A 21,807-nucleotide genomic window follows, 5' to 3' on the forward strand; every position below is an offset into this window, starting at 1 on the left:
GTCGTGACGGGCTCAGGGGAACGGTTGCCCAGGTTGACCTCGCTCGAAGTAGAAGCGGAACCCCCCGGTGACCCGCGAAAGGAGCTCCCGAGGGATGGCGTCTGCGGGGTGACCGAGCCCTGCGTCGCGCGGATCGCCGACCCAGACGTCGAACGTCGCGTCGGTGTACTTGTCGACCGCATCCGTCTCGTTCGGATCGCCGCTGAACAGCGCCTGGAACTTGATGGTCCCGTCGACGGCGTAGAGCACGATGTTCTGGTTGTGGCAGGACCGCTGGAGGTAAAGCGCCATGTGCACGAGCGGCGCGAGCCCCTCCGGCTTCGGCGTCGGTGGAGGCGAGCCCGGCAGCTGGACGCCGGGCGGGAGCCCCACGCTCAGGTCGACGTCGAGCTTGTTCACGGTCCCGTCCCCGCGGATGAGGTCGACGTCATCGATCAGGACCGCGAGCCCGTCCGAGATCTCCTGCAGATCGCTCCCGCGCTGCACCCGGACCTGCAATGTGGAGCGGTAGGGGACCGCGGCGAAGAAGTCCGGGCTCATGTCGTAGCTGTCGTCCCAGCAGCCGGCCGCGCGCAGCCGTTCGCTGATGACCTCGCCTTCCCCCTGCCCGAGCGAGCACCCGAGCGAGAGCGCGCAGGCGAGGGGCGCGAGCGCGCGGGCCCTCATGACGCCGCCTGCGAGCGAAGGGCCGCCTTGATGCGGCCTCCCCCGAGGACGCGATCGCCCCGGTAGACCACGGCCATCTGTCCGGGAGAGACGGACCGCACCGGGCTCGCGAACCGCGCAACGAAGCTCTCCGCGCCCGTCGCGGGGTCGCGGCGCCGCTCGATGATGCCAGGCGCCGCCTCGTGCCGCGCGCGCACCCGCACCTCGGCCTCCAGGGGGAAGACCGCGTCGTCGCACCACACCGCGTCGGCGATCTCGGCGCCCGCGGCGTACAGATCGCCCTCGTCGCCGAGGTGCACCGCGCCGGACGCGGGGTCGAGGCCCACGACGAACGCGGGCCGGCCGAGCGAGACGCCGATGCCCTTGCGCTGGCCCACCGTGAAGCCGTGCACCCCGCCGTGCGCCCCGACCACGCGGCCGTCTCGATCGACGATGGGGCCGGGCCGGAGCCTGTCCGCGGCGCGCTCGGCCACGAACGGCGCGTAACGGCCGGAGGGGATGAAGCAGAGCTCCTGGCTCTCTCCCTTCTCGGCGCCCGGGAGCCCGCGGGCGATCGCCTCGGCGCGCACCTCCTCCTTGGTCGAGTCGCCGAGCGGGAAGAGGAGCCGCGACAGCTCGTCCGACCGGAGCATGTGCAGGAAATAGCTCTGATCCTTGTGCCGATCGCGGCCGCGGTAGAGGCGAGCGCCGCCCTCCTCCAGGACGACCCGCGCATAGTGGCCCGTCGCGACCCACGAGACCCCCAGCCGCTCCGCCAGCGGGAACAGCTCCCGGAGCTTGACCGAGCGGTTGCAGGCCACGCACGGGCTCGGCGTCTCACCCGCGAGGTAAGCCTCGACGAAGGGATCGACGACGTGCTCGCGGAACAGGGCGCGCCGGTCGAACGTGTAGTGCGGGATCCCGAGGTGGTCGGCGACCCGGCGGGCGTCGTGCTGATCCTCGGGCGCGCAGCAGCGGCTCTTGACGCTGCCGTCGTCGGGGTAGTCCCAGAGGTGCAGCGTCACGCCGACGACCTCGTATCCAGCGTCGCAGAGGCGCGCCGCAGCGACGGACGAGTCGACTCCGCCGCTCATCGCGATGAAGACGCGAGCCCCCGAGGAGGCCCGCTCGCCGGGCCGCGCCGTACCGTCGGCCTCTCGGACCAGAGTTGCCATTTCCGTTCTTATAGCGTGGATTCCTCGCCGCGGCCGGACGCCGCGGGCGAACCCGGACGGGATGCCACGGCGAGCTCGCGCGGGATGCTGCGGCGAGGGCTGGCACGAGGAGCCGGGCGGCGGCGCGCCGGCGAATGAATGATCAGGCTGGCTCTCCGCCATTCACCCTTGGCCACGCCCGCAGGGCGCGTGTACCGTCTGCCAGATGCCGAGCGGGGTCGTGCTCGTGATCGAGGACGAGGAATATATCGCGGACCTGCTCGCCACCGCGATCCGGGAGGCAGGTTACGAGGTCATCTTCTGCGCCACCGCGGAGGCCGGGCTCTCCACCGCCTGCACGCTGGAGCCCGAGTGCATCGTCTGCGACATCGGCCTGCCCGACCACGACGGCTACTGGGTCGCGCGCAACGTGCGCACCCAGCCGTCCCGGGTATCGGTCACCCCGTTCCTGTTCCTCTCCGCGCTCGACGACCAGGAGGCCCGCCTCGAAGGGTTCCACGTGGGCGCCGACGTCTACATGACCAAGCCGTTCCGGGTCGGCGAGGTCGTCGCGCAGATCGGGGCGCTCGTGCAGATGGCGTCGCGCCTGCGCCAGCGGCGGGACAGCCTCATGTCCATCCCGGCGTCCGTCGATCAGACCGCGATCGAGGGCGATCTCAGCCAGATGTCGATCGCGACCGTCCTCACGGTCCTCGAGATGGAGCGGCGGTCGGGTGTGTTCGAGGTGAGCAGCAAGAAACGTCGGGCTCAGCTGGACATCGCCGAAGGGTGCATCGTCGAGGGGACCGTCGGAGGCACGCGCGCCTCGGCGCTCGCCGCGCTCCGCACCATGCTCAGCTGGAAGGTCGGACGGTTCGCGTTCGTGCCAGGCATCCGCCCCCTGCCCGCGGAGCGGACATCCATCGCTGCGTACCTGCTCGAGGCGACCCGGCTCGAGGACGAGAGCGCCCGCGTCGAGCTGCCGTTCCCGCCGTCGCGACGCCGTCCGGAGCCCCGGAGCGCGACGACGGCGCTCGGCGGGCCTTCGTCGATTCTGGACGACGTCGCGCCGCCGTCGTCGCGCGTCGTGTCGGAGGAGCGCCTGCGCCGCGGGCCCACCCCTGCGCCACAGAGGGGCTCCGACCCCGCCGTGGCGATCTCCGATGGGCCGCCGTCGCTCGAGCTGAACTTCGACTTCGAGCTGGCGACCCCGGCGGCGCCGCCGACGCTGCCCTCGCTGGCCCGCAGGACAGTGAAGCCGTCGAGCCAGCGCGGCGTGCGCGTGGAGGAGAGCGAGCCTCCGACGCTCCCGCGAGCCGGGAGCCGACCGCCGCCCTCGCGACCGTCCTCGCCAGGCCGCGAGAGACAGAGCACCGCGGAGATGGGCGAGCTCTCCCGCGGGAGCGTCGCTCCCCCGGAGACCCAGCCGGCAAGCCACGAAGGCCCGCCGCGCGCGACCCCGATCCCCCCGAGACCGGTGCCGGCCAGGCCTCCCCGCCCCGACTCGAAGAAACGCTGACGGCGGGAACGGGGGACAGTGAGGAAGCGGAAGCGCCGATCTAGAGCGTCATCCGCGGCTCCACCTCGTCCGGATCGTGATCGCGCAGGTAGCTCAGGTTGACAGCGTTCACGACGGCGTGCGCCAGGACCGGCCCGACGAGCGACCCCGTCGCCGCGAAGATGGCGCCGAGCCCCGCGCCCACGCCCACGGCCCAGCCGATCCACACCCAGCGGCTCGGACCGCGCATCTGGTGCATCAGACCGAAGAGGATCGCGCTCAGCGGCACACCGAGCAGCGGCGTCAGCAGCCCGCGGAAGAGCAGCTCCTCCCCCAGGCTCGAGAGGCCCGCGAGGAGCAGGATCTGACCGAGCGAGAAGTCGCGCGCGACCGGGCGGAGCTCGGCGTGCAGGCGCCGCGCCCAGCTGAACCGCGCCACGGCGACGCGCGTCGTCACGACGACACCGGCCGCCAGCGTGAGGCCGAGCGCGGCGCTCATCAGCAGCGCGGCCAGCGGCGGCAGCGTGAGCCACGGGCTCGGGTGGATCCACGGCCATCCATCCCGCAGCACCAGGCCCAGCGAGGTCGCCAGCGCCGCGAGGACGAGGTAGCCGGACGCCGCCCGCACCGTCGCGTCGGTTCGACCGGTCCGCGCCCATCGCGACGCCATATCCCATCATGGCACGCCGAAAGAAGCCGGTGAAGCCGCGCGCGCCGTCAGGACCCCTGGCCGAGCGCCGGCAACCGGAGTACGTCGACGCCCGTGCACGCGACCGTGGTCATCTTCCCGGGCTCCAACGCCGATGCCGAAGTGATCCATACGCTCCGCGACGTGCGGGAGGGGCTGGTCGGCGGCGACGCGAACCCCAACGGATCGGCGATGGACATCGCCGGCATCTACGGCGGGCCCCGGCGGAACGTGCTGGGGCTGATGCCGCACCCCGAACGGATGAGCGAGCCCTTCCAGGGCCACGGCTGCGCCGACGGGCGCGCCCTGTTCCACGCCGTGCTGCGCAGCGTAGGCGGCGCCCGCTCGGCCCCATCCGCGAGCGCGCCGTGAGCGCCGCGTCGCCCGGCGCCGCCCGCTGCCGCGTGTGCGCCGCGGCGCTCGCGCCGGAGAGCGACCGCTGCCCGCAGTGCGGCGCGGCCGCGCGCGCCGAGGCCTGCCTGCACTGCGGCGGCGTGACCGGCGTCTCGGCGCACCCCGAGCTGCGCTTCGTGTGCGACGCCTGCGGCGGCCCGCGCGTCCCCGTCGCCGACGACCGCGTCGAGCGATCCGGCCGAGAGGCGCCGCTGCTCCAGAAGGCGCGCGCGGCGGCGTCGGCGCGCTCGGTCTGGCGCGCCGCAGGCATCGCGGCCAGCGCGCTGTTCGGCTTCGAGCTGCTCCTGTTCGCCGTGCTGCTGCTCGTCCTCGACGCGAGCGTCGGGCTCTTCACCGCCGGCCTCCTCACCATGGCGCCCGTCGGCGCCTTCGCCGTCTGGGCGCTCCGGCGGGCGAAGTCGCGGAGCCGGGACATCGCGCCCGCGCTCGACGCCGCCTGGGTCTCCGTCGCCTCCGACGTCGCCCGCCAGGCCGAGGGCCCGCTCACCGCCGGCGGGCTCGCCTCGACCCTCCGCATCGCCGAGTCCCAGGCCGAGGAGCTCCTCGCCCTGCTGGAGGTCAACGACGTCGTGCGCGGCGCGGTGAGCCCCGCGGGCGAGTTCGGCTATGCGCCGAAGCTGCGCGTCGGCGCGGCGCGCGGCGAAGACCGGGGCGAGGCGGGGGCCGAGAGCGTGGCGCGCGCCCTCGCCGCCGAAGAGGAAGCCTTCGCTGCCGAGCCCCTGACGCAACGGACCGCCCATGTCGACCCCGCGAAGCGCTGATCCCAAGCCGAAACCAGGTCCGCCGCAGCAGAAGGCCCGCGCGGGCCGGCCCGCGCCCCAGGAGCGCCGCGCCCTGACCCACATCGGCGGCGCGACGCTGCTCGAGGGCGACCCCGAGGGCGCCGCGAAGCTCGCCCACGCGCTCGACGTGGCCAGCTCGAGCACCGCGGAGGAAGCGGCGCGCGCGCACGTGCACGGGTTCCACAGCTACCCGGCCCGGATGCACCCGGACACGGCCCGCCGGCTGATCGAGGGCCTCTCGAGGCCGGGCGAGCGGGTGCTCGACCCCTTCTGCGGCAGCGGCACCGTCCTCGTCGAGGCCCGGCTCGCGGGTCGAGCGGCGATCGGCGTCGACGCGAACCCGCTGGCCGTGCGCCTCGCCCGCCTGAAGGTGCAGGGCAGCACCCCCGGCGAGCGCGAACGGCTCATCGCCGCCGCCCGCGAGGTCGCGGCCGCGGCCGATGAGCGCCGCAAGGCGCGCGCCGGTCCGAGCCGCCGGTACGGCCCCGAGGACGTCGCCCTGTTCGAGCCGCACGTGCTCCTCGAGCTCGACGGGCTCCGCGTCGGCCTCGACCGCATCGCGGGCCACGGCGCCGACGCGCTCCGCGCCGATCTCGAGCTCGTCCTCTCCGCCATCCTGACGAAGCTCAGCCGCCGCACGTCCGACACGTCGGAGCACGAGCTGCCGCGGCGGATCGCCGCCGGCTATCCGGCGCGGCTCTTCCTCCGCAAGGCGGAGGAGCTCGCCCAGCGCCTGGCCGAGGTCGCCACTCAGCTCGAAGCGAGCCCGCCCGCGCTCGTCGACGAGGGAGACGCGCGCGTGCTCCGCGGCGTCGAGACCGGCTCGGTCCACCTCGCGATCACGTCGCCGCCCTACCCGGGCGTGTACGACTACCTCGCCCACCACGAGGCGAGGCTGCGCTGGCTACGGCTCCGCAGCGCCCGCTTCGAGCAGGACGAGATCGGAGCCCGCCGGCACCTCGACCCGCTCGGCCCCGAGGCCGGCCGCGCGCGCTGGCGCGATGAGCTCGGCGGCGTGCTCACCGCGCTCGCGCGCGTCCTCCGGAGCGGCGCGCCGCTCGTGCTGCTGATCGCCGACAGCGTGGTCGCCGGCGCGCCGGTCTACGCGGTCGACGTGGTCAGGGCCGCCGCGTCCGGCGCGCGCCTCACGGTCCGCGCGGTCGCGTCGCAGCCGCGCCCCCACTTCCACCGCCCCACGGCGCGCGCCTTCCAGCGCCGCCCGCGCCACGAGCACGCCATCCTGCTGATCCGCGCCTGATCCGCCGAGCTCGCCCCGCTGCGCGCGCTCACGGCAGCGCGCCGCCGCGCCTGAGCCACCGAAAATTGCCCCGCGGCGCGGGCTCGTGGCAGGGTGCGACGGCTTCGGGCAGCGCGCGAGGCGGCCAGCACCGGCCTCCTGCGGCGCCCCGGGCGCGCGACGATGGCGAGAGCTCACCTGGCACTTCTTCTCTGGGGCACCCTCGCCCTCGGCTGCGGCAAGGCAGGCGGCGATCCGGGGAAGGTCGACCTCGACAGCACGGGGGTCGACGCCTGCGACAGCTACCTGGCCACGATGACCACCTGCGCAAGCAAGCTGCCCGCGGAGACCAGGAAGAGCCACGAGGCCGCGATCCGGATCGCGCGCGACGTGATCGAGGCCAAGGCGGAGGCCGACGACGAGGCGCTGAAGGGCGACGCGAGGGCGGAGGCGCGCGTCGCGCTCGCGGCCGCCTGCAAGCAGATGAGCGACGCGGTCCTGGACCGCGAAGCGTGCGGCCCCTGAGCGCCGGACCGCCGAGCGCGCGGGCGAGCGCGCACGCGGCGAGGCACGCGCGCGGCCTCCCGCCGCGCTTCACGCGAAGGCGGGCACCTCCGCCGGATAGTGCTGCCGGAGGAACGACGCCCACTGCGGCCGCCGCTCGGCGTGGAACACGTCGCCCGCGAGCATGCTGGTGATGAGCTTGCGCATCGTGGGCCGCTGGTTCGGCTCGAACAGGGTCTCCCGGAACTGGCCTTTGTAAAAACCCTGAACGACCCCAAGGAAGAGATCGACGGCGTAGCGGATCTCCGCCTCGTAGGCGGCGAACGCGGCGCGCGAGGTGTCCCCCGCCTCGAGCGCGCGGTGGATGGCCGTGGCGGCCAGATCGGCGCCCTTGATGGCGAGGTGCGCGCCCGTCGAGAAGAGCGGGTCGAGGAACCCGCCCGCGTCGCCCACGAAGAGCCATCCATCGCCGGCGAGCTGGTCGATCCGGTACGAGAAATCGGCGAGCGCCCCCACCGGCCTGACGCGCCGCGCGCTCGCGAGGAACTCGCGCGCCCAGCCGCTCTCCGCGACGGTGCGATCGAAGAGCTCGTCGAGGCGCTCCCCCTTCGCCCGGCTCCGGATCCAGCTCGACGACACCACCGCGCCGACGCTCGTCACCTCGCCGCGGAACGGGATGAACCAGAACCACCCGTGCTCGAAGATGACCACCTGGATGTTGCCCTGGTGGATCCCCTCCTCGCGGGGCACGCCCTCGTAATGGGTGAACAGCGCGGTCTTGTCGAGCTCGGCCAGCTGCGCCTTCCGCCGCATCCTCGACGCGAGCAGCGTGTCCCGCCCCGTCGCGTCCACGATCACCGGCGCACGGAGCTCGACGACATCGCCCGCGCCGGCGCGCGCGGCCGCGGCCTCCTCCGGCGCGGCGCCGTCGGATCGCGCGCGAGGCCGCGCGCGCACCCCGACGGCGCGGGGGCCCTCGAACACCACCTCGACGGCCTCCCACGACTCGCGCACCTCCGCCCCGAGCTCCGCGGCGTGGCGGAGCAGCAGCTGGTCGAACGCGTCGCGCTCCACCTGGTAGGCGAACTCGAACCTCGGATCGAACGCGTCGGTGAAGCTGTACGTCCGCGTCCGCCCCGTCGACGAGCACAGGAACCGGGCGCCGTATTTGCGGAGGAACCGCGCGTCCAGCTTCTCGTCCAGCCCGAGCCGCTCGAAGACCTCGCGGGATCGCGGCAGCAGCGACTCGCCGATGTGAAAGCGAGGGAACCTCTCCCGCTCGAGCACGAGGGCCCGGCGACCGAGGCGGGCCAGCGACGCGGCGAGCGTCGACCCACCCGGCCCTCCGCCGAGGATGATTGCGTCCCAGCGATCCGTCATCGCTCGTCGTATAATGCGTGCTGACGCCCGAGAAAATGCGCTCTCGGCGTCGGTGAAAGGGAGCCGACACGCCTCCGCCCTCCGGGCCGGGGCCCTCGCGCTCCAGGCGCCGCGGGTCCTCGCGCACCCACGCGCCGGGGCTTGGCGCGCCACGCAGGGAGGAGGGATCGGCGGTGCCCACGGTCGTGTTCGAGGACGGCGCGCTCGGCCGCGCCGTCACCGCGGAGGTGGGAGCCGGCAGGCTCATCGATGTCTGCGACGACGCGCGCGCTCCGGTCGTTTTCTCGTGCCGCGACGCGCGCTGCGCCACATGCCGCGTCGAGGTCGTCGAAGGGGAGCAGCTCCTCGATCCGCCCGCGCGCGGCGAGCTCGATCTGCTCGAGCGCCTCGGCGCCCCGCCGCGGCTCCGGCTCGCGTGCCAGGCGGTGCTCCGCGCGGGCTCCGGGCTGGTCCGCTTGCGCGGGGTCGTCGGCCGCGAGGGCTGAGCCGAAGGGGACGCGCGGCGAGCATCGCGCGCCCGCCATCAGGCACCGCATCAGGCACCGCCGCAGCGCGCACGTCCGCGCGTGGCGGAGCGCGCTCCGCCGCCTTCGCGATCGTCTGCTCCGGTCGTGCCCTGCCATTGGCGGCACTGGCGAACGGTGTTAAGGCAGGCCCCGTTCTGAGGCCCGGCTCCTCGGGGAGGAGAGCGAGATCAGGCGCCCCCCGGAGCTGCCCGCGCGCGGTGACGACGGGGCGCCGCTCGCCGGGGACGCGCACCGCAACACATGCGGACGCGGCCGCCCGCCGGGCGTGGATGGCAACGTCGCGCGGAGGAGTGGAGGAGACGTGACCAAAGCCAGGAAGCTGCGCGAACTCATGGCCCGCCCCGGGCCGATCGTCATCATCGGCGCGCACAACGGGCTCTCCGCGAAGATCGGTGAAGAGGCAGGGTTCGACGGGCTCTGGGCTTCCGGCTTCGAGATATCCGCGAGCTACGCCGTGCCGGACGCGAACATCCTCACGATGGCGGAGAACCTCCAGGCCGCCAAGATGATGAACAACACGTCGCTCCCGGTCGTCGCGGACTGCGACAACGGCTACGGCAACGCCGTCAACGTCGTCCGCTGCGTCGAGGAGTACGAGGCGGCGGGCATCGCGGCGATCTGCATGGAAGACAACATCTTCCCGAAGCGCTGCAGCTTCTACGCCGGCGTGAAGCGCGAGCTCGCGGACGTCGAGGAGCACGCGCTCAAGGTCCGCGCGGCGAAGGCGACGCAGAAGGATCGCGACTTCGTGGTCATCGCGCGGACCGAGGCGCTCATCGCCGGCTGGGGGATGGAGGAGGCGCTCCGCCGCGGCCGCGCCTACGCGGACGCGGGCGCCGACATGGTCCTCATCCACTCGAAGAGCAAGGACCCGGACGAGGTGCTCTCCTTCGCCCGCGCGTGGGACCGCCCGAACACGCCGCTCGTCTGCGTGCCGACCATCTACCGCACGACGAGCGTCGATACGCTGCACAAGGCGGGCTTCAAGCTGATCATCTTCGCGAACCACGCGATCCGCTCGTCGATCAAGGCGATGACGGAGACGCTCCAGACGCTGAAGCGCGAGATGTACACCGGCAGCGTCGACGATAAGGTCGTGCCGCTCGAGCGCGTCTATCAGCTCGTGGGCGTCGACAAGATGAAGCAGGAGGAGTCGAGCTTCCTGCCCTCCGGCAGCCCGGGCGTCACCGCCGTCATCCTCGCCGCCGGCCAGAGCCAGGGGCTCCTGCCGCTCACGGAGGAGCTGCCGAAGCCGATGCTCGACCTGAAGGGCAAGAGCATCCTCGAGCGGCAGATCGACGTGCTCAACGCGTGCGGCGTCAAGGACGTCGCCGTCGTGCGCGGGTACAAGAAGGAGGCGATCAAGGTCCCGAACGCCCGCTTCTACGACAACGACGAGTACGCGACGACGAACGAGGTCGTCTCGCTCTTCCGCGCCTCCAAGGAGCTGAGCGGGCCGTTCCTCTTCCTCTACGGCGACATCGTGTTCGAGCGCGGCCACCTCGAGAAGCTCCTTAAGAGCCCGGCGGACATCTCGATCGTCATCGACCGCGCGTACGCCGAGGGCCAGCGGCCCAAGGACGCGCGCGGCGTGCCCGACCTCGTGGCCCTGAAGGACGCGCAGGAGGCCGGCTACCGCTTCGTCGGCGCCGAGGCGCCGCACCGGGTGGCCCGCGTCGGACGCGCGATCCCTGCGGGCGAGGCGCACGGCGAGTTCGTGGGCATGGCCATGTTCACCGCGAAGGGCGCGCGCCTGCTCACCGACTGTTACCACCAGCTTCAGGAGACCCGCGCGAAGGGCGGCTTCCACGAGGCCGAGTCGCTCCGCAGCGCGAGCTTCACCGACCTGCTCCAGGAGCTCATCGACCGCGGCGCGGACGTGCAGGCGATCGACGTCTACAAGGGGTGGCTCGAGATCGACACGTTCGAGGACTACCGTCGCGCCTGGGCGCTCATCAAGGAGTGAGGCGATGTCCCACGGTTCCCACGGTTCAGGAAAATCGTATGCGCCCGAGTTCGTCGCCGCGCTCAAGGAGGCGGGGTTCGACTTCTTCGCGGGCGTGCCCTGCTCGCTGTTGAAGGGCCTGGTCTCGCTGCTCGACGCCGACGCGAGCGCTCGTTACATCTCGGCGACCCGCGAGGACAGCGCCATCGGGATGGCGTTCGGCGCCTGGCTCGGCGGCAGGCTGCCGATGGTGCTGATGCAGAACTCCGGGCTCGGCGTCTCCGTGAACGCGCTGGCCTCGCTCAGCACGATGTACGAGGTGCCCGCGCTGCTCGTCATCTCGTGGCGCGGCGAGGGCGGCAACGACGCCCCGGAGCACATCATGATGGGCGAGATCATGCTCCCCATCCTCGATCTGATGAAGATCCAGCACCGCGTCCTCCGGGCCGCCGAGCCGATGGGGCCCCAGGTGCAGTGGGCGAAGGACGTCATGCTCTCCACCAGGCAGCCGGCGGCGCTCATCGTGCCCGCGGGGGTGCTCGAATGAACAAGCTCGAAGCGCTGAAGGTGTTCACGGCGGCGGTCGGCAAGGACGACCTCGTGGTCTGCTGCAACGGCATGATCGGCCGCGAGCTCTACACGACGCAGGACCGGCCCTCGAACTTCTACATGATCGGCTCGATGGGGCTCGGCCTGTCGATCGGCCTGGGGCTCTCGCTCGCGCAGCCGCGCAAACGGATCTTCGTGCTCGACGGCGACGGCAACGTCCTCATGGGCATGAACGCCCTCGCCAGCGTCGGCAGCGAGCGGCCGGCGAACCTCGTGCACGTCGTCCTCGACAACCGCTCCCACGCCTCGACGGGCGGGCAGCGGACGATCTCGGGCGACGTGAAGCTCGAGTCGGTCGCCAGCGCGGTCGGCTACCGCGCCACGCACCGCGCCGACTCCGTCGAGTCCTTCGAGGCGTCGCTGCGCGTCGCGCTCGTGCAGCCGGGCCCGGTGATGGTCCTCGCCCTCGTCGACGGCGGCACCGTGAAGGGCATCGGCCGCGTCGCGCAGACCCCGCAGGAGCTCGCCTCCCGCTTCGCGGCCGAGGCGCGCCGATGAGGGCGATCCTGCTCGCCGCCGGCCGCGGCCGGCGCATCGGCCGAGACGCTCCGAAGTGCCTCATCTCGATCGAGGGCAAGACGCTGCTCGAGCGCCACCTCGTGAACCTCACCGAGAGCGGCGTCACCGATCTGACGATCGTCGTCGGCTTCCGGCACGAGATGATCGAGGAGGCGCTCGCCTCGCTCCGCCCTTCGCTGAAGGTCGAGCTCGTCAAGAACCCGCGGTTCACCCACGGCAGCATCGTCTCGCTCCACGTCGCGGCCGATCGGCTGTCGGGCGGCGGGCTGTGGATGGACGCCGACGTGCTGTACCCCGCCGCGCTGCTGCGGCGCCTCGTGAGCTCGCCGCACGAGAACTGCCTGCTGGTGGACGCGAGCTCCGAGGAGAGCGGCGAAGAGATGATGGTCGGCGTCCGCGCCGGCCGCATCCTCAAGATCGCGCGCCGCGTCGGCAAGGACTGGGACATCGCCGGCGAGACCGTCGGCTTCGCCAAGGTCGGTCCGCAGGGCGGCCGCGCGATGCAGCGCCTCCTCGAGGAGGAGGTCTCCGCAGGCCGCCTCGATCAGGAGTACGAGGCCGCGATGGACCGCGCTTTCCAGGAGATACCGTTCGGTATCGAGCGCGTCGACGACCTCCCCTGGACCGAGATCGACTTCGAAGAGGACGTGGAAAAGGCCCGCCGCCTGGCGAGCTCCCTCTAGAGCGGGCCCGAGCTCGGCGCGGCGCAGCCCAGTCGCCGAGCTCAGGCCACGGCCAGCTTCGCGCGCCGGGATGCGCCGCGGAGGAACCAGCCGTTCAGCCAGATGACCGCGACGATCCAGACGACCCCGCCCGTCGCGAAGAAGACCTGACCCAGCCAGAGCTGGTCGACGAGGAGCGTCAGCACCACCATCGACAGGAACGCGTCGCCGTTCGATATCGCCCAGAGCGCGCCGATGAGGCGCGTGAGCGGCGACGCCTCCTCCCGGATCAGCTGCTTTACCTGATCCGCGCTGGTCGAGGACTGGCTCCGCCGCGGGTCGAACCACTCGTGCTCGAACGCGAGGTGCCCCATGCGCCCGATGAAGACATCGAAATGGGCAAAGAACGAGGACGAGGGGCCGAGCGCCTGGATCTTCCGGCGCAGCACGTCCGCCGTCTCGTCCGTGCCCGTCTCGAAGATCGAGCAGTACTTGAGCTTGAAGTAGTCCGCGGAGAAAGAGCGGAGCGCCCCCTGGAGCAGCGCGATCAGCAGGAGAGCGTTCGTGGACACGGTCGCGCTCCACGGGCCCTCCGCCGGCGGGTGAAGGCGAACGTGCCAGAAGATGCCGGCATAAAGAAAGACGACGCCCAGCCAGTCGGCCAGGCCGTCAATGGCGTGCCCCGCGGGGCTCACCATCCTCTTCGCCCGCGCCAGCGCGCCGTCCACGCAATCCAGGATGGAGCGGAGCTCGAACACGAGCGCCCCGGCGATGAGGTGCCTCGGATCATCGAACGTCACCAGGTAACCGGCCAGCGCAGCGAAGAGCGGCTGAACCAGCGTGACCTGGTTCGGCGTGACCGGCGTCCTCATCAGCGCCCGCACGATCCAGCGCGCGATCGGGTACCGGTAGTAGCGATTGAGCGGGTCCTCCATGCGCATCTTCCACCCGCCGGGCACACCGCCGGACTGAGCGGCAGGTGTGGAGCTCTCGGCAGCAGCGCGCGGTTCAGGCATCGGTGACCCCGGCCCGGACTCTAGGGCAGCCGCCCCTGGGGACCAACTGGATTGCGACCGCTCGATGGACATGGCGTGTCAGATCGCTGCGGGCCGGCGTCCTGGCGCCACGCCGCGCTTTCCAGGGCGTATCTCGCGCCGCCGGCGACCGGCTGCGTAGTCGCTTGCGCTCCCGAGGCCCCACCGAGAACCACGCTTCGCACCTCGCGTGCGTAAGCGACAGGCACACTCGAGCGCTCCCTGTCCTGTAAAATCACATTCTCTCGCCTGCGACGTTGCGATGTTGGACGAGCGCGCGCGTCCGCTGGAGCCGGTCTGACGTGGCTGTCGCGCCACGCCGCGCGCTCCGGGGGGCGCCCTGCGAGAATGGCAGCGCGCCGGGGCTACTCGGCGCTATGGTGCCGCTGTGGCAAGCAGGTCCTGGAGCGCGGCGCTCCTGCTCGTGGCCGCGGGATGCACCGCGAGCGTGGGATCCATCGGGGCTGTCCTTGGGCGAGATAACGAGTCGCTGGCGCTCTACGTGCGCGACGTGCCGCCGGGCCTCGCCGCCGAGCGAGCGGGGCTGATCCCGGGCGACGAGATCGTGATGATTGATGGCGTGTATGTCCGTGATCTCTCCTCGGCGGAGGTGCGCGATCGGCTCCGCGGCGCCGTTGGGAGCCCCGTCGAGCTCACCGTCGTCCGCGGGCGCGACGTCCGGCGCGTCCGGGTCGTGCGCACGGAGCTCAGGGCGCACGAGGGGCTCAAGCCAAGAGAGGAGCAGATCCCGCCTTGAAGCGGGGCCGGAGGTCGCTCATTGCGCGGCGAGCGCCACGAGCTCGGCATAGTGCTTGTTCGCATAGAAGGAGAGGACATCGACGGCGTCGCGCACCTCGCTCGGATCGAGGTCCTGGAGGCGGTACTCGACGCTGAGAATCACGTCGCCCTCCTCGTCGGCCGAGAGCTTGGCCATGTTGATCTCCCGGTTCAGCTGGAGCAGGCGCCGCACGATCACGTCGCCCTCCTCGAGCTCCAGCGGGAGCCGCACGAACGGGATCACCGCGAAGACGACGAAGGGGGGCGAGAGCCGCACGAACAGCGGGAAGTGCCGCTCGGCCCCCTGGAAGTCGCTGCGCATGGTGTCGTTGGATACGACCTCTACAGCCCAGCCCTCGCGCTCGAGGCACGCCTTGATCTCGTCGAACGTCATGCGCGGCATCATAGCCTCTGGCGGCGCGCCTCCGGGAGCACACCGGATCGGCGGCCCGACGCCCCCCGCTCGTCCGGTCTCACGGCTGATCCCACCGGCGAGCTCCCCGCGGGCAGCGCAGCTCCTTCGCCTGGAGCAGGGAGCGCGACGCACCGGGAAGCAAGGAAGCTAGCCGAGTGAGAGTGCTGCCCAGGCAGCAGCCGCCGCGAGACGTCGGTGCGGCTCGACAGCGACAGCCGCCAGCGCCGTCCACACGGCGGTCCACACGGATGACCGACAGCCCGGAGGCAGCTCGTCCGGCCGGCGCTTTTGTCCGCGGAAGGCCGCGGCTCGCGTTGACGGTGCCCCGCGCTCGAACTATGCGTAGAGGTCCGATTTCGAGTCCGCCGAAGGAGCGATTCATGCGCCGTTACCAGTTCACATCCGAGTCCGTCACCGAAGGACACCCCGACAAGGTGTGCGACCAGATCTCCGACGCCATTCTGGACGGGATCCTCGAGAAGGATCCGACGGCCCGCGTCGCGTGCGAGACCCTGGTGAAGACGGGGATGGCCGTCGTGGCCGGCGAGATCACCACCTCGGCGTGGGTCGACATGCCGGTCGTCGTGCGCAACACCATCAAGGACATCGGCTACACCGACGCCGCGATGGGCTTCGACTACGAGACGTGCGCGGTGCTCACGGCGATCGAGAAGCAGTCGCCCGACATCTCCCGCGGCGTCACCGAGGGCGAGGGCCTCTTCAAGGAGCAGGGGGCGGGCGACCAGGGGCTCATGTTCGGCTATGCGACGGACGAGACGTCGGAGCTGATGCCCTCTCCCATCAGCTACGCCCACCGCCTCGCCCGGAAGCTCGCCGATCTCCGCAAATCCAAGAAGCTCGACTGGCTGCGCCCCGACGGCAAGACCCAGGTCACGATCGAGTACGAAGATCAGACGCCCGTGCGCGTGAGCGCCGTCGTCGTGTCGACGCAGCACAGCCCCGAGGTCAAGCACAAGACGATCGTCGACGCGGTGCGGAGCCTGATCATCGAGAAGTGCATCCCGGCCAAGCTGATGGATCGGAGCACGAAGATCTACGTGAACCCCACCGGCCGGTTCGTGGTCGGCGGCCCCTTCGGCGACGCCGGCCTCACCGGCCGCAAGATCATCGTCGACACCTACGGCGGCATGGGCCGGCACGGCGGCGGCGCCTTCAGCGGCAAGGACCCGACGAAGGTCGACCGCTCCGCCTGCTACTACGCGCGTTACGTCGCGAAGAACGTCGTCGCCTCCAAGCTCGCGGCGCGCTGCGAGGTGCAGATCGCCTACGCCATCGGCGTCGCCCAGCCGGTCGGCGTCCACGTGAACACCTTCGGCACGGGCCGCGTAGGTGAGGACGTGCTCGAGAAGTACATCATGCAGAACTTCGACATGCGGCCGAAGGCGATCATCGAGCAGCTCGATCTGCTGAAGCCCATCTACCGAAAGACGGCCGCGTACGGCCACTTCGGGCGCGACGAGTTCACCTGGGAGAAGACGGACCGCGCGGCCAAGCTGGCCGAGGACCTGCTGCGCCCGACGCTCGCCGCGGTCCCCGCGGCCACGAACGGCTCCGGGAGCAAGAAGGAGCCGAAGCGCAAGGGCAAGAAGGAAGTGGGCGCCCAGGCCTGATCGTTCGGAACGCTCCGCCCGCTGCGCGTGAGCAGGGCGAACCGTGACGGCCCCTCGGAGGGGCCGAGAGCGCCGGCGCTGTCGAAGCGCCGGCGTTCTGCGTTTTGTCGACGCAGCCGGCCTCTCCCGGAGCGCGCATGAACATGGCGCCTGGGTCGGATGCAGGTGCCACGATGTGGGCACCCACCTCACAAAAAAGCACCGCCATTTGCCGGGATGGGCTGACTGCTGCGGCCGCTTCTGCTGATAAAATCATCGACGACTCCCGTATCGCCGGATCGACCCGAACCTCCCTGGTTCCATGCGACCTCGAGGAGCACCGATGAAACCTTGGTTGAATTTCTTGAGCCTCATCACTGCAGCAGGGTGTGTGGGCGCGGCCTGCACCGGGAACATCGGACCGGTAGGCGGCCTCGATGTCGGGGAGGGCGGCGCCGCGAGCGCCTCCAGCACCGGCGGGATACCGCACACGACAGCCGAAACGACGGTCGACGCGTCGACCGTCGCCACGTCCGCGGGTGTGGGCACGGGGAGCGCGGGCTGCAGCGGCTCGCCGGATGTCGACGACGACGGCGACGGCTTCACGGAGCTCGACGGGGACTGCGACGATTGCAACGCGCTGGTCAACCCGCGAGCGCTCGAGCTCCCGACGGTCGGTGGAGAAGGGGGAGCCTCGCCGGAGCCCGTGGACGACGACTGCGACGGCATCGCCGACAACGTGCCCGAGCCGTGCGACGACGGGATCCCGCTCGACGACCTGGATCCGCTCAGCGCCGCGAGGGCGGTCGAGCTGTGCAAGATGTCGTCCGGGCCCGACGACTGGGGCGTGGTCTCCGCGGCCTGGGTCATGGTCGACGGCGCGCCGCCGCCGCAGGAGCCCGAGCTGCTCGCCAACTTCCACCTCGGGCACGGCGTCCTCCCCGCGTTCGGGCCCAACGTCCCGCCGAGGGCGGGCAAGCGGCTGCTCGCCCTCTCGAGCGGCACGGCGCGGACGCAGAACGACGAGGGGTTCGAGAGCCCGGAAGGCTTCGACAAGAAGTACGAAGGTGATTTCCCGCAGGGCTTTCCGAAGGTCCCTCGCAACTGTGAAGATCTCGTGCAAGCGAAGCCGTCCGACCCGACCGCCGTCGAGATCACCATCCGGGTCCCGTCGAACGTCCACGGCTTCGCGTTCAACGTCAATTACGTCACGTTCGACTGGCCAGTCGTCTGCGACAATTTCAACGATTACTTCGTCGCGTTCCTCTCGCCGCGGCCGGCCAACCTCATCGATGGCCACATCCTGTTCGACAGCGAGAGGAACGCGATGAGCGTCAACAGCACCTTCATCGACGTCTGCGCCTGCGCGGGCGGCCCGCCCTGCGATCTCGACGGCAGGGTCTACGCATGCACCCGCGGGACCCGGGAGCTGCTCGGGACGGGGTTCGAGAGCCGCGCTGGGACGAGCTGGCTGGTCACCTCGGCGCCCGTGGAGCCGAACACGGAGATCAAGATCCGGTGGGGGGCGTACGACGCCGGAGACCATCAGCTCGATTCGACCGGGCTCGTCGACAACTGGCGATGGCTCACCGACAAGGACGAGAACGTGATCACGCTCCCCGACGCCCCGGCGGCGAAGCCGTAGGGCGCACCGGCAGCGGCGGCGCGCACACCGGCGTGCGTGGGAGGCGCCGGCCAGCGCGCCCGCGCGCCGGCGCGCTCAGGCCACGAGCGGCGCGTCCGAGGTCGCGGCGCCGACGCCGGCGAGCAGCTCCTTGTACCAGGCGGCCGCCCCCGCCGCGCGGCCCGGCAGCGCGCGGCTGCCCCAGAGGACCGAGAGCGTGCGGGTCGTCCCCGCGTGCGTCTTCGTCCGCTGCGCGTCCTTCACCGCGTTCGCGCACGGGCCTTCCGCGTCGAAGACGCAGAGGAGCCCCTCGAGGTCGATCTCCTGCCCCGAGGCGTTGAACACGTAGCGGGAGCCAGCGGGCGCGACCTCGATGCGGAGCGGCGGGCGGGCGCGGTCGAGATCGATCACGCTGATGGGCAGGCCGGTGTGCAGCGACACGGCGTTGCACGCGTCCACGGCCGCGTTGATGGCCGCGAGCGATCCCCCCTCGGCGGCGCGGATGAGGTACTCGGAGGCCGGCTTGCCCCTTCCGGTCGGCTTGTAGCCGCCGTGCCGGAGCAGATCGCGGACGGCCGACCGCACGGCGTCGTCCGAGCGGAACGGGGCCGAGGCCTTGTCGGACAGGAGGCCGCGGAGCGCGTCGCTCCCCTGCAGCTCGCCGAGCGGCGCGGGGAACGTCGAGACGAAGGCGGCGACTTCGAGCAGAGGATGTGCCGGGAGCGTGAGCACGCGGCGCACTCTACACCAGCGGCGAGGCTGCGCGAGCGCCATCCTCGGAGCAGGTCGTGACGGCGAGCTGCTCGCCGGAGGCGTGGTTGGGCGCGCGCGGGAGGAGCGCCTCGAGCGACCGCTTCGGGATCGACCGCGCGGCGGTGAACGCGAAAGAAGGCCCGTTGATGCGCGGCGGAGCGCGACAGCGCTCCTGGATGGATGCTCGTCATCTCACACTCTCTCGGTCAATCCCGGGAGTGCGCAGGTCGACTCGGTCGACTCGGTCGACTCGATGGTACCGTGAGCGATCCCGTCCCTCTGCGGCGCAGATCGACTACCCTGTCCGGCCGTGACGACGGACTCCACACGCCCGAAGCTGAGGTCGCCCGCCGAGCTCCGGCGCTCGATGGGCGGCGCGGCGCGGGGCCGCCCAGGAGGCGCCGCACCGCCGCTCGCCGAGCGCGTGATCCCGTGGCTGCTCGGGGCCACCGTCGCCGGGTCCGTGCTCTCCATCGGCGCTGTCCATACGCCGACGCTGGCCGTGGTGTCCGCGGTCGTGGCGATCGCCGCCGCGCTCTCGCTCCGCGCCAGCGCGCTCGGCGGCGAGGCGTCTCACGCGAAGACGCTGCCGGCGCTCACGCTGCTCGGCTTGACCGCGTATACCCTGCTGCAGGCCGTGCCGATGCCGCTCGCGTGGCTCGAGCGGCTCTCGCCGGCGAGCGCCGACATCTGGTCGCGCTCCCTGATGCCGCTCGGCGAGGCGGCGCCGCGGTACGCCAGCGTCTCGCTCGACCCCGGGGCCACGCTGGTCGAGGCCGTGAAATGGTTGACCTATACCGGTGTCTTCATCACGGCCGCGTTCGTCGGCGCGCGGCGCGGCGCGAAGCTCGGGATCACCCTGGTCTTCGGCAGCGCGTTCCTCGCCGCGCTCACGACGATCGCCCACGGGCTGCTCGGCGCGACGACCGTCTTCGGCCTGTATCAACCGCGGTTCTCGGTGGCGTCATGGCACGTCGGGCCGCTGCTCAACCCGAACAACCTCGCCGGTTACCTGAACCTCGGCATCCTCTCGGGGGTCGGGCTGCTGCTCACGAGCAGGCCGCACCTGCCGGCCTGGGTCATCGGCGTCGGGCTCACCACGATCGTCGGGGTCGGCATCATCGCGTCGTCTCGCGGAGGGCTGCTGGCGCTGCCGCTCGGCCTCGCCCTCTTCGCGCTGCTCTCGCGGCGGCGGCGCGGCAGGCACCGCGCCGCCGCCCGCGGCCGGGGCGCGGCGGCCTGGCTGCTGAGCGTGGCCATCGGCGGCGGCGCGCTGCTGGCCGCGCTCGCCGCGACGAACCGCACGCTCTCGGAGATGGCGGACGACAACCTCGACAAGCTGTCGCTCTTTCGCTCGACGCTCCCGCTGCTCGCGGATCACTGGCTCCTCGGCATCGGGCGCGGCGCATTCGAGACGGTGTTCCCCGCGTATCGACAGTCGCCGGGGAACATCGTGTTCACGCACGCCGAGAACGTCGTGATCCAGTGGGCGGCCGAGTGGGGCGCCCCGGTCGCGGCGGCCTCGCTCGTCGCGCTCGGCGTCGCGTTTCGCCCGGGGAAGATCGCCCTGCGCGCGAGCACGGCGGCGCTGGGCGCCTGGGTCGGCTGCGCGGTGCTCCTCCTCCAGAACCTGTTCGATCTCGGGCTCGAGGTGCCAGGCGTCAGCATCGCGCTCGCGGCGACGCTGGGCTCGCTCTGGGGTGATGCCTACGGCGAGCGGCCGCGGCTGGAGGCTCCGGCGGGCGAGCCCGGCCCGGAGCGATGGCGGCCGTGGCAGGCGGCGGGTTGCGCGGCGGTCTCCGCGCTCGTGCTCGTCTCCCTGATGGTGCGCTTCGGCTGGCGCGACGTCGACCACGACCGCCGATCGCTGCGCGCGCAGAGCGACGCCGGCGCGGCGAGCGGCGCCGGCTGGCCACGCTTCCGCGAGGAGCTCCGCGCGGCGATCCTCCGCCACCCCGCGGAGCCGTACTTCCCGTTGCTCGGCGCGGTCGCCGCGCTGCGGGGCAGCGGCGAGAGCCCCATCCCATGGCTCCAGCGCACGCTCGAGCGCTCGCGCCGCCACGGGCGCGCTCACCTCCTGCTCGCGGAGGTGCTCGCGTCGCGCGGCGCCAAGGAGCAGGCGCTCCTGAGCCTGCGGCTCGCCGTGGAGGACGACCCCGGCGTGACCGCCACCGCCGCGGGGCTCGCCCGGCAGTGGACCCAGACGTGGGAGGAGCTGCTGCGGGCCGTGCCGGAAGGCAGGGCCGGGGTCGAGGTGCTCGAGCGCATGGCCACCGCGGGCGACCGCCGGGACGAGGTCGACCTGCGCCTGCGCTGCGCGGAGGAGGCGATCGCGCGCGACCGCGCGCGGGTCGGAGCGCACTGGGCCGCCGGCGACGCGCTGCTCGCGATGCTGGAGGCCCCGGGCTCCGCCCGCTGCGGCGGTGACGACGCGCGGAGGGCCGCCTGCGAGCGGGAGATCGAGGCGCACGCTGCAGCGGTGCAGGGGCTCGACGACCGCTCGTTCTTCGCGGTCCAGCTGAGGGCGCGGCTCCTCCTCCTGGGCAAGAAGGGCGCGGAGGCGGAGCAGCTGCTCGCGGGGAGCTGCGAGCGGCTGGACAACCGGGCCGGCTGTCTTCGCCTGCGGGTCGTCGCGGCGGCGCAGATGGCCTCGTCCGAGAGGCTCCTCCCCGCGCTCCGCGAGCTGCTCTCCGCGTCGTGCACCTCGCTCGCGGCGTGCGCGGCGACGTCGACCTGGGCCGGCGACCTGCTCGCGGCGCGCGGGGACTATCCGTCGGCCGTGACCTACTACGCGCGGGCAGCGCAGGACGAACCGACGGAGGAGCGCCTCCTCAAGCTGGCCGACGCCGCGAGCCGCGCGGGCGCGCACATCGAGGCGTCGAAGGCGCTGGAGCGCCTGCTGCAGCGGCGCGGGGGGCAGGACCCCGCGCTGCGCAAGCGGGTCCTCGAGGAGAAGGCGAAGGCGCTGGCGCCGTCGCTCAGCCCGTAGGTAGATTGTGCGCGATCGTGGCCATGCTCGCCTTCCTCAAT

21 protein-coding genes are annotated in these 21,807 nt (G+C 72.1%); 14 read left to right on the plus strand and 7 right to left on the minus strand.

What is annotated here, in order from left to right; translation table 11 throughout:
• Positions 1 to 12: 12 nt before the first annotated feature.
• Positions 13 to 666 (minus strand): hypothetical protein, encoded by a 654-nt coding sequence (locus WMF29_RS38760; RefSeq protein ID WP_437325121.1) that lies wholly within the window; start codon positions 664 to 666, stop codon positions 13 to 15.
• On the minus strand, positions 663 to 1,820 hold the full coding sequence (mnmA, locus tag WMF29_RS38765) for a tRNA 2-thiouridine(34) synthase MnmA (protein ID WP_437325122.1): 1,158 nt from the start codon (positions 1,818 to 1,820) through the stop codon (positions 663 to 665). Before mnmA ends, WMF29_RS38760 begins: the two co-directional genes overlap by 4 nt.
• 205 nt (positions 1,821 to 2,025) lie before the next feature.
• On the opposite strand from mnmA, the gene WMF29_RS38770 reads away from it, so the two are divergent.
• On the plus strand, positions 2,026 to 3,318 hold the full coding sequence (locus WMF29_RS38770; RefSeq protein WP_437325123.1) for a response regulator: 1,293 nt from the start codon (positions 2,026 to 2,028) through the stop codon (positions 3,316 to 3,318).
• A 40-nt stretch (positions 3,319 to 3,358) separates the two neighbouring features.
• Here WMF29_RS38770 and WMF29_RS38775 read toward each other — a convergent pair whose 3' ends face one another.
• Positions 3,359 to 3,967, minus strand: coding sequence for a CPBP family intramembrane glutamic endopeptidase (locus tag WMF29_RS38775; protein WP_272102795.1), 609 nt, complete (start codon positions 3,965 to 3,967; stop codon positions 3,359 to 3,361).
• 93 nt (positions 3,968 to 4,060) lie between these two features.
• Between WMF29_RS38775 and WMF29_RS38780 the strand changes: the two genes are divergently transcribed.
• The 4 genes from WMF29_RS38780 (at position 4,061) to WMF29_RS38795 (ending at position 6,943) form a co-directional block, all read left to right on the plus strand.
• On the plus strand, positions 4,061 to 4,357 hold the full coding sequence (locus tag WMF29_RS38780; protein ID WP_437325124.1) for a hypothetical protein: 297 nt from the start codon (positions 4,061 to 4,063) through the stop codon (positions 4,355 to 4,357).
• Positions 4,354 to 5,160, plus strand: a complete 807-nt coding sequence (locus tag WMF29_RS38785) for a zinc ribbon domain-containing protein (RefSeq protein WP_437325125.1) — start codon at positions 4,354 to 4,356, stop codon at positions 5,158 to 5,160. Before WMF29_RS38780 ends, WMF29_RS38785 begins: the two co-directional genes overlap by 4 nt.
• Entirely contained in the window at positions 5,138 to 6,439 is a 1,302-nt protein-coding gene (locus tag WMF29_RS38790; protein ID WP_437325126.1) for a DNA methyltransferase, read from the plus strand. Before WMF29_RS38785 ends, WMF29_RS38790 begins: the two co-directional genes overlap by 23 nt.
• A 162-nt stretch (positions 6,440 to 6,601) precedes the next feature.
• Positions 6,602 to 6,943, plus strand: coding sequence for a hypothetical protein (locus WMF29_RS38795; protein ID WP_437325127.1), 342 nt, complete (start codon positions 6,602 to 6,604; stop codon positions 6,941 to 6,943).
• 69 nt (positions 6,944 to 7,012) lie between these two features.
• On the opposite strand, the gene WMF29_RS38800 is transcribed toward WMF29_RS38795, so the two are convergent.
• Positions 7,013 to 8,302: an NAD(P)/FAD-dependent oxidoreductase gene (locus WMF29_RS38800; protein WP_437325128.1), complete on the minus strand. Its 1,290-nt coding sequence runs from the start codon at positions 8,300 to 8,302 to the stop codon at positions 7,013 to 7,015.
• A 173-nt stretch (positions 8,303 to 8,475) separates the two neighbouring features.
• On the opposite strand from WMF29_RS38800, the gene WMF29_RS38805 reads away from it, so the two are divergent.
• The 5 genes from WMF29_RS38805 to WMF29_RS38825 all read left to right on the plus strand — a co-directional run bounded on the left by WMF29_RS38805 (position 8,476) and on the right by WMF29_RS38825 (position 12,585).
• On the plus strand, positions 8,476 to 8,787 hold the full coding sequence (locus WMF29_RS38805) for a 2Fe-2S iron-sulfur cluster-binding protein (protein ID WP_437325129.1): 312 nt from the start codon (positions 8,476 to 8,478) through the stop codon (positions 8,785 to 8,787).
• Between the two features lie 343 nt (positions 8,788 to 9,130).
• Positions 9,131 to 10,795 carry an isocitrate lyase/phosphoenolpyruvate mutase family protein gene (locus WMF29_RS38810; RefSeq protein ID WP_437325130.1) on the plus strand — a complete coding sequence of 555 codons (1,665 nt, stop codon included), beginning with the start codon at positions 9,131 to 9,133 and terminating at the stop codon, positions 10,793 to 10,795.
• A 4-nt stretch (positions 10,796 to 10,799) separates the two neighbouring features.
• Positions 10,800 to 11,321: a thiamine pyrophosphate-binding protein gene (locus tag WMF29_RS38815; RefSeq protein WP_437325131.1), complete on the plus strand. Its 522-nt coding sequence runs from the start codon at positions 10,800 to 10,802 to the stop codon at positions 11,319 to 11,321.
• Complete coding sequence (locus tag WMF29_RS38820; RefSeq protein ID WP_437325132.1) at positions 11,318 to 11,881, plus strand: thiamine pyrophosphate-dependent enzyme; 564 nt, start codon at positions 11,318 to 11,320, stop codon at positions 11,879 to 11,881. The genes WMF29_RS38815 and WMF29_RS38820 overlap by 4 nt, the downstream gene beginning before the upstream one ends.
• Entirely contained in the window at positions 11,878 to 12,585 is a 708-nt protein-coding gene (locus tag WMF29_RS38825) for an NTP transferase domain-containing protein (protein WP_437325133.1), read from the plus strand. Before WMF29_RS38820 ends, WMF29_RS38825 begins: the two co-directional genes overlap by 4 nt.
• A 41-nt stretch (positions 12,586 to 12,626) precedes the next feature.
• On the opposite strand, the gene WMF29_RS38830 is transcribed toward WMF29_RS38825, so the two are convergent.
• Positions 12,627 to 13,499 (minus strand): CDP-alcohol phosphatidyltransferase family protein, encoded by an 873-nt coding sequence (locus tag WMF29_RS38830; protein ID WP_437325134.1) that lies wholly within the window; start codon positions 13,497 to 13,499, stop codon positions 12,627 to 12,629.
• Between the two features lie 487 nt (positions 13,500 to 13,986).
• Here WMF29_RS38830 and WMF29_RS38835 point away from each other — a divergent pair, with 487 nt between their 5' ends.
• The gene (locus tag WMF29_RS38835) at positions 13,987 to 14,355 is read left to right on the plus strand and encodes a PDZ domain-containing protein (RefSeq protein ID WP_437325135.1); all 369 of its coding nucleotides are present in this window, start codon (positions 13,987 to 13,989) and stop codon (positions 14,353 to 14,355) included.
• A gap of 18 nt (positions 14,356 to 14,373) precedes the next feature.
• Here WMF29_RS38835 and WMF29_RS38840 read toward each other — a convergent pair whose 3' ends face one another.
• Entirely contained in the window at positions 14,374 to 14,769 is a 396-nt protein-coding gene (locus tag WMF29_RS38840; protein ID WP_437325136.1) for a YbjN domain-containing protein, read from the minus strand.
• 401 nt (positions 14,770 to 15,170) lie between these two features.
• Here WMF29_RS38840 and metK point away from each other — a divergent pair, with 401 nt between their 5' ends.
• Positions 15,171 to 16,421: a methionine adenosyltransferase gene (gene metK, locus WMF29_RS38845; RefSeq protein ID WP_437325137.1), complete on the plus strand. Its 1,251-nt coding sequence runs from the start codon at positions 15,171 to 15,173 to the stop codon at positions 16,419 to 16,421.
• 322 nt (positions 16,422 to 16,743) lie between these two features.
• The gene (locus tag WMF29_RS38850) at positions 16,744 to 18,045 is read left to right on the plus strand and encodes a hypothetical protein (protein ID WP_437325138.1); all 1,302 of its coding nucleotides are present in this window, start codon (positions 16,744 to 16,746) and stop codon (positions 18,043 to 18,045) included.
• A gap of 75 nt (positions 18,046 to 18,120) precedes the next feature.
• On the opposite strand, the gene WMF29_RS38855 is transcribed toward WMF29_RS38850, so the two are convergent.
• Positions 18,121 to 18,756, minus strand: a complete 636-nt coding sequence (locus WMF29_RS38855) for a phenylalanine--tRNA ligase beta subunit-related protein (RefSeq protein WP_437325139.1) — start codon at positions 18,754 to 18,756, stop codon at positions 18,121 to 18,123.
• Positions 18,757 to 19,087: 331 nt separating this feature from the next.
• Here WMF29_RS38855 and WMF29_RS38860 point away from each other — a divergent pair, with 331 nt between their 5' ends.
• Entirely contained in the window at positions 19,088 to 21,766 is a 2,679-nt protein-coding gene (locus WMF29_RS38860; RefSeq protein ID WP_437325140.1) for an O-antigen ligase family protein, read from the plus strand.
• Positions 21,767 to 21,807: the final 41 nt, after the last annotated feature.

The organism is Sorangium sp. So ce381 (assembly GCF_051473845.1).
Classification (GTDB): domain Bacteria; phylum Myxococcota_A; class Polyangia; order Polyangiales; family Polyangiaceae; genus Sorangium; species Sorangium atrum.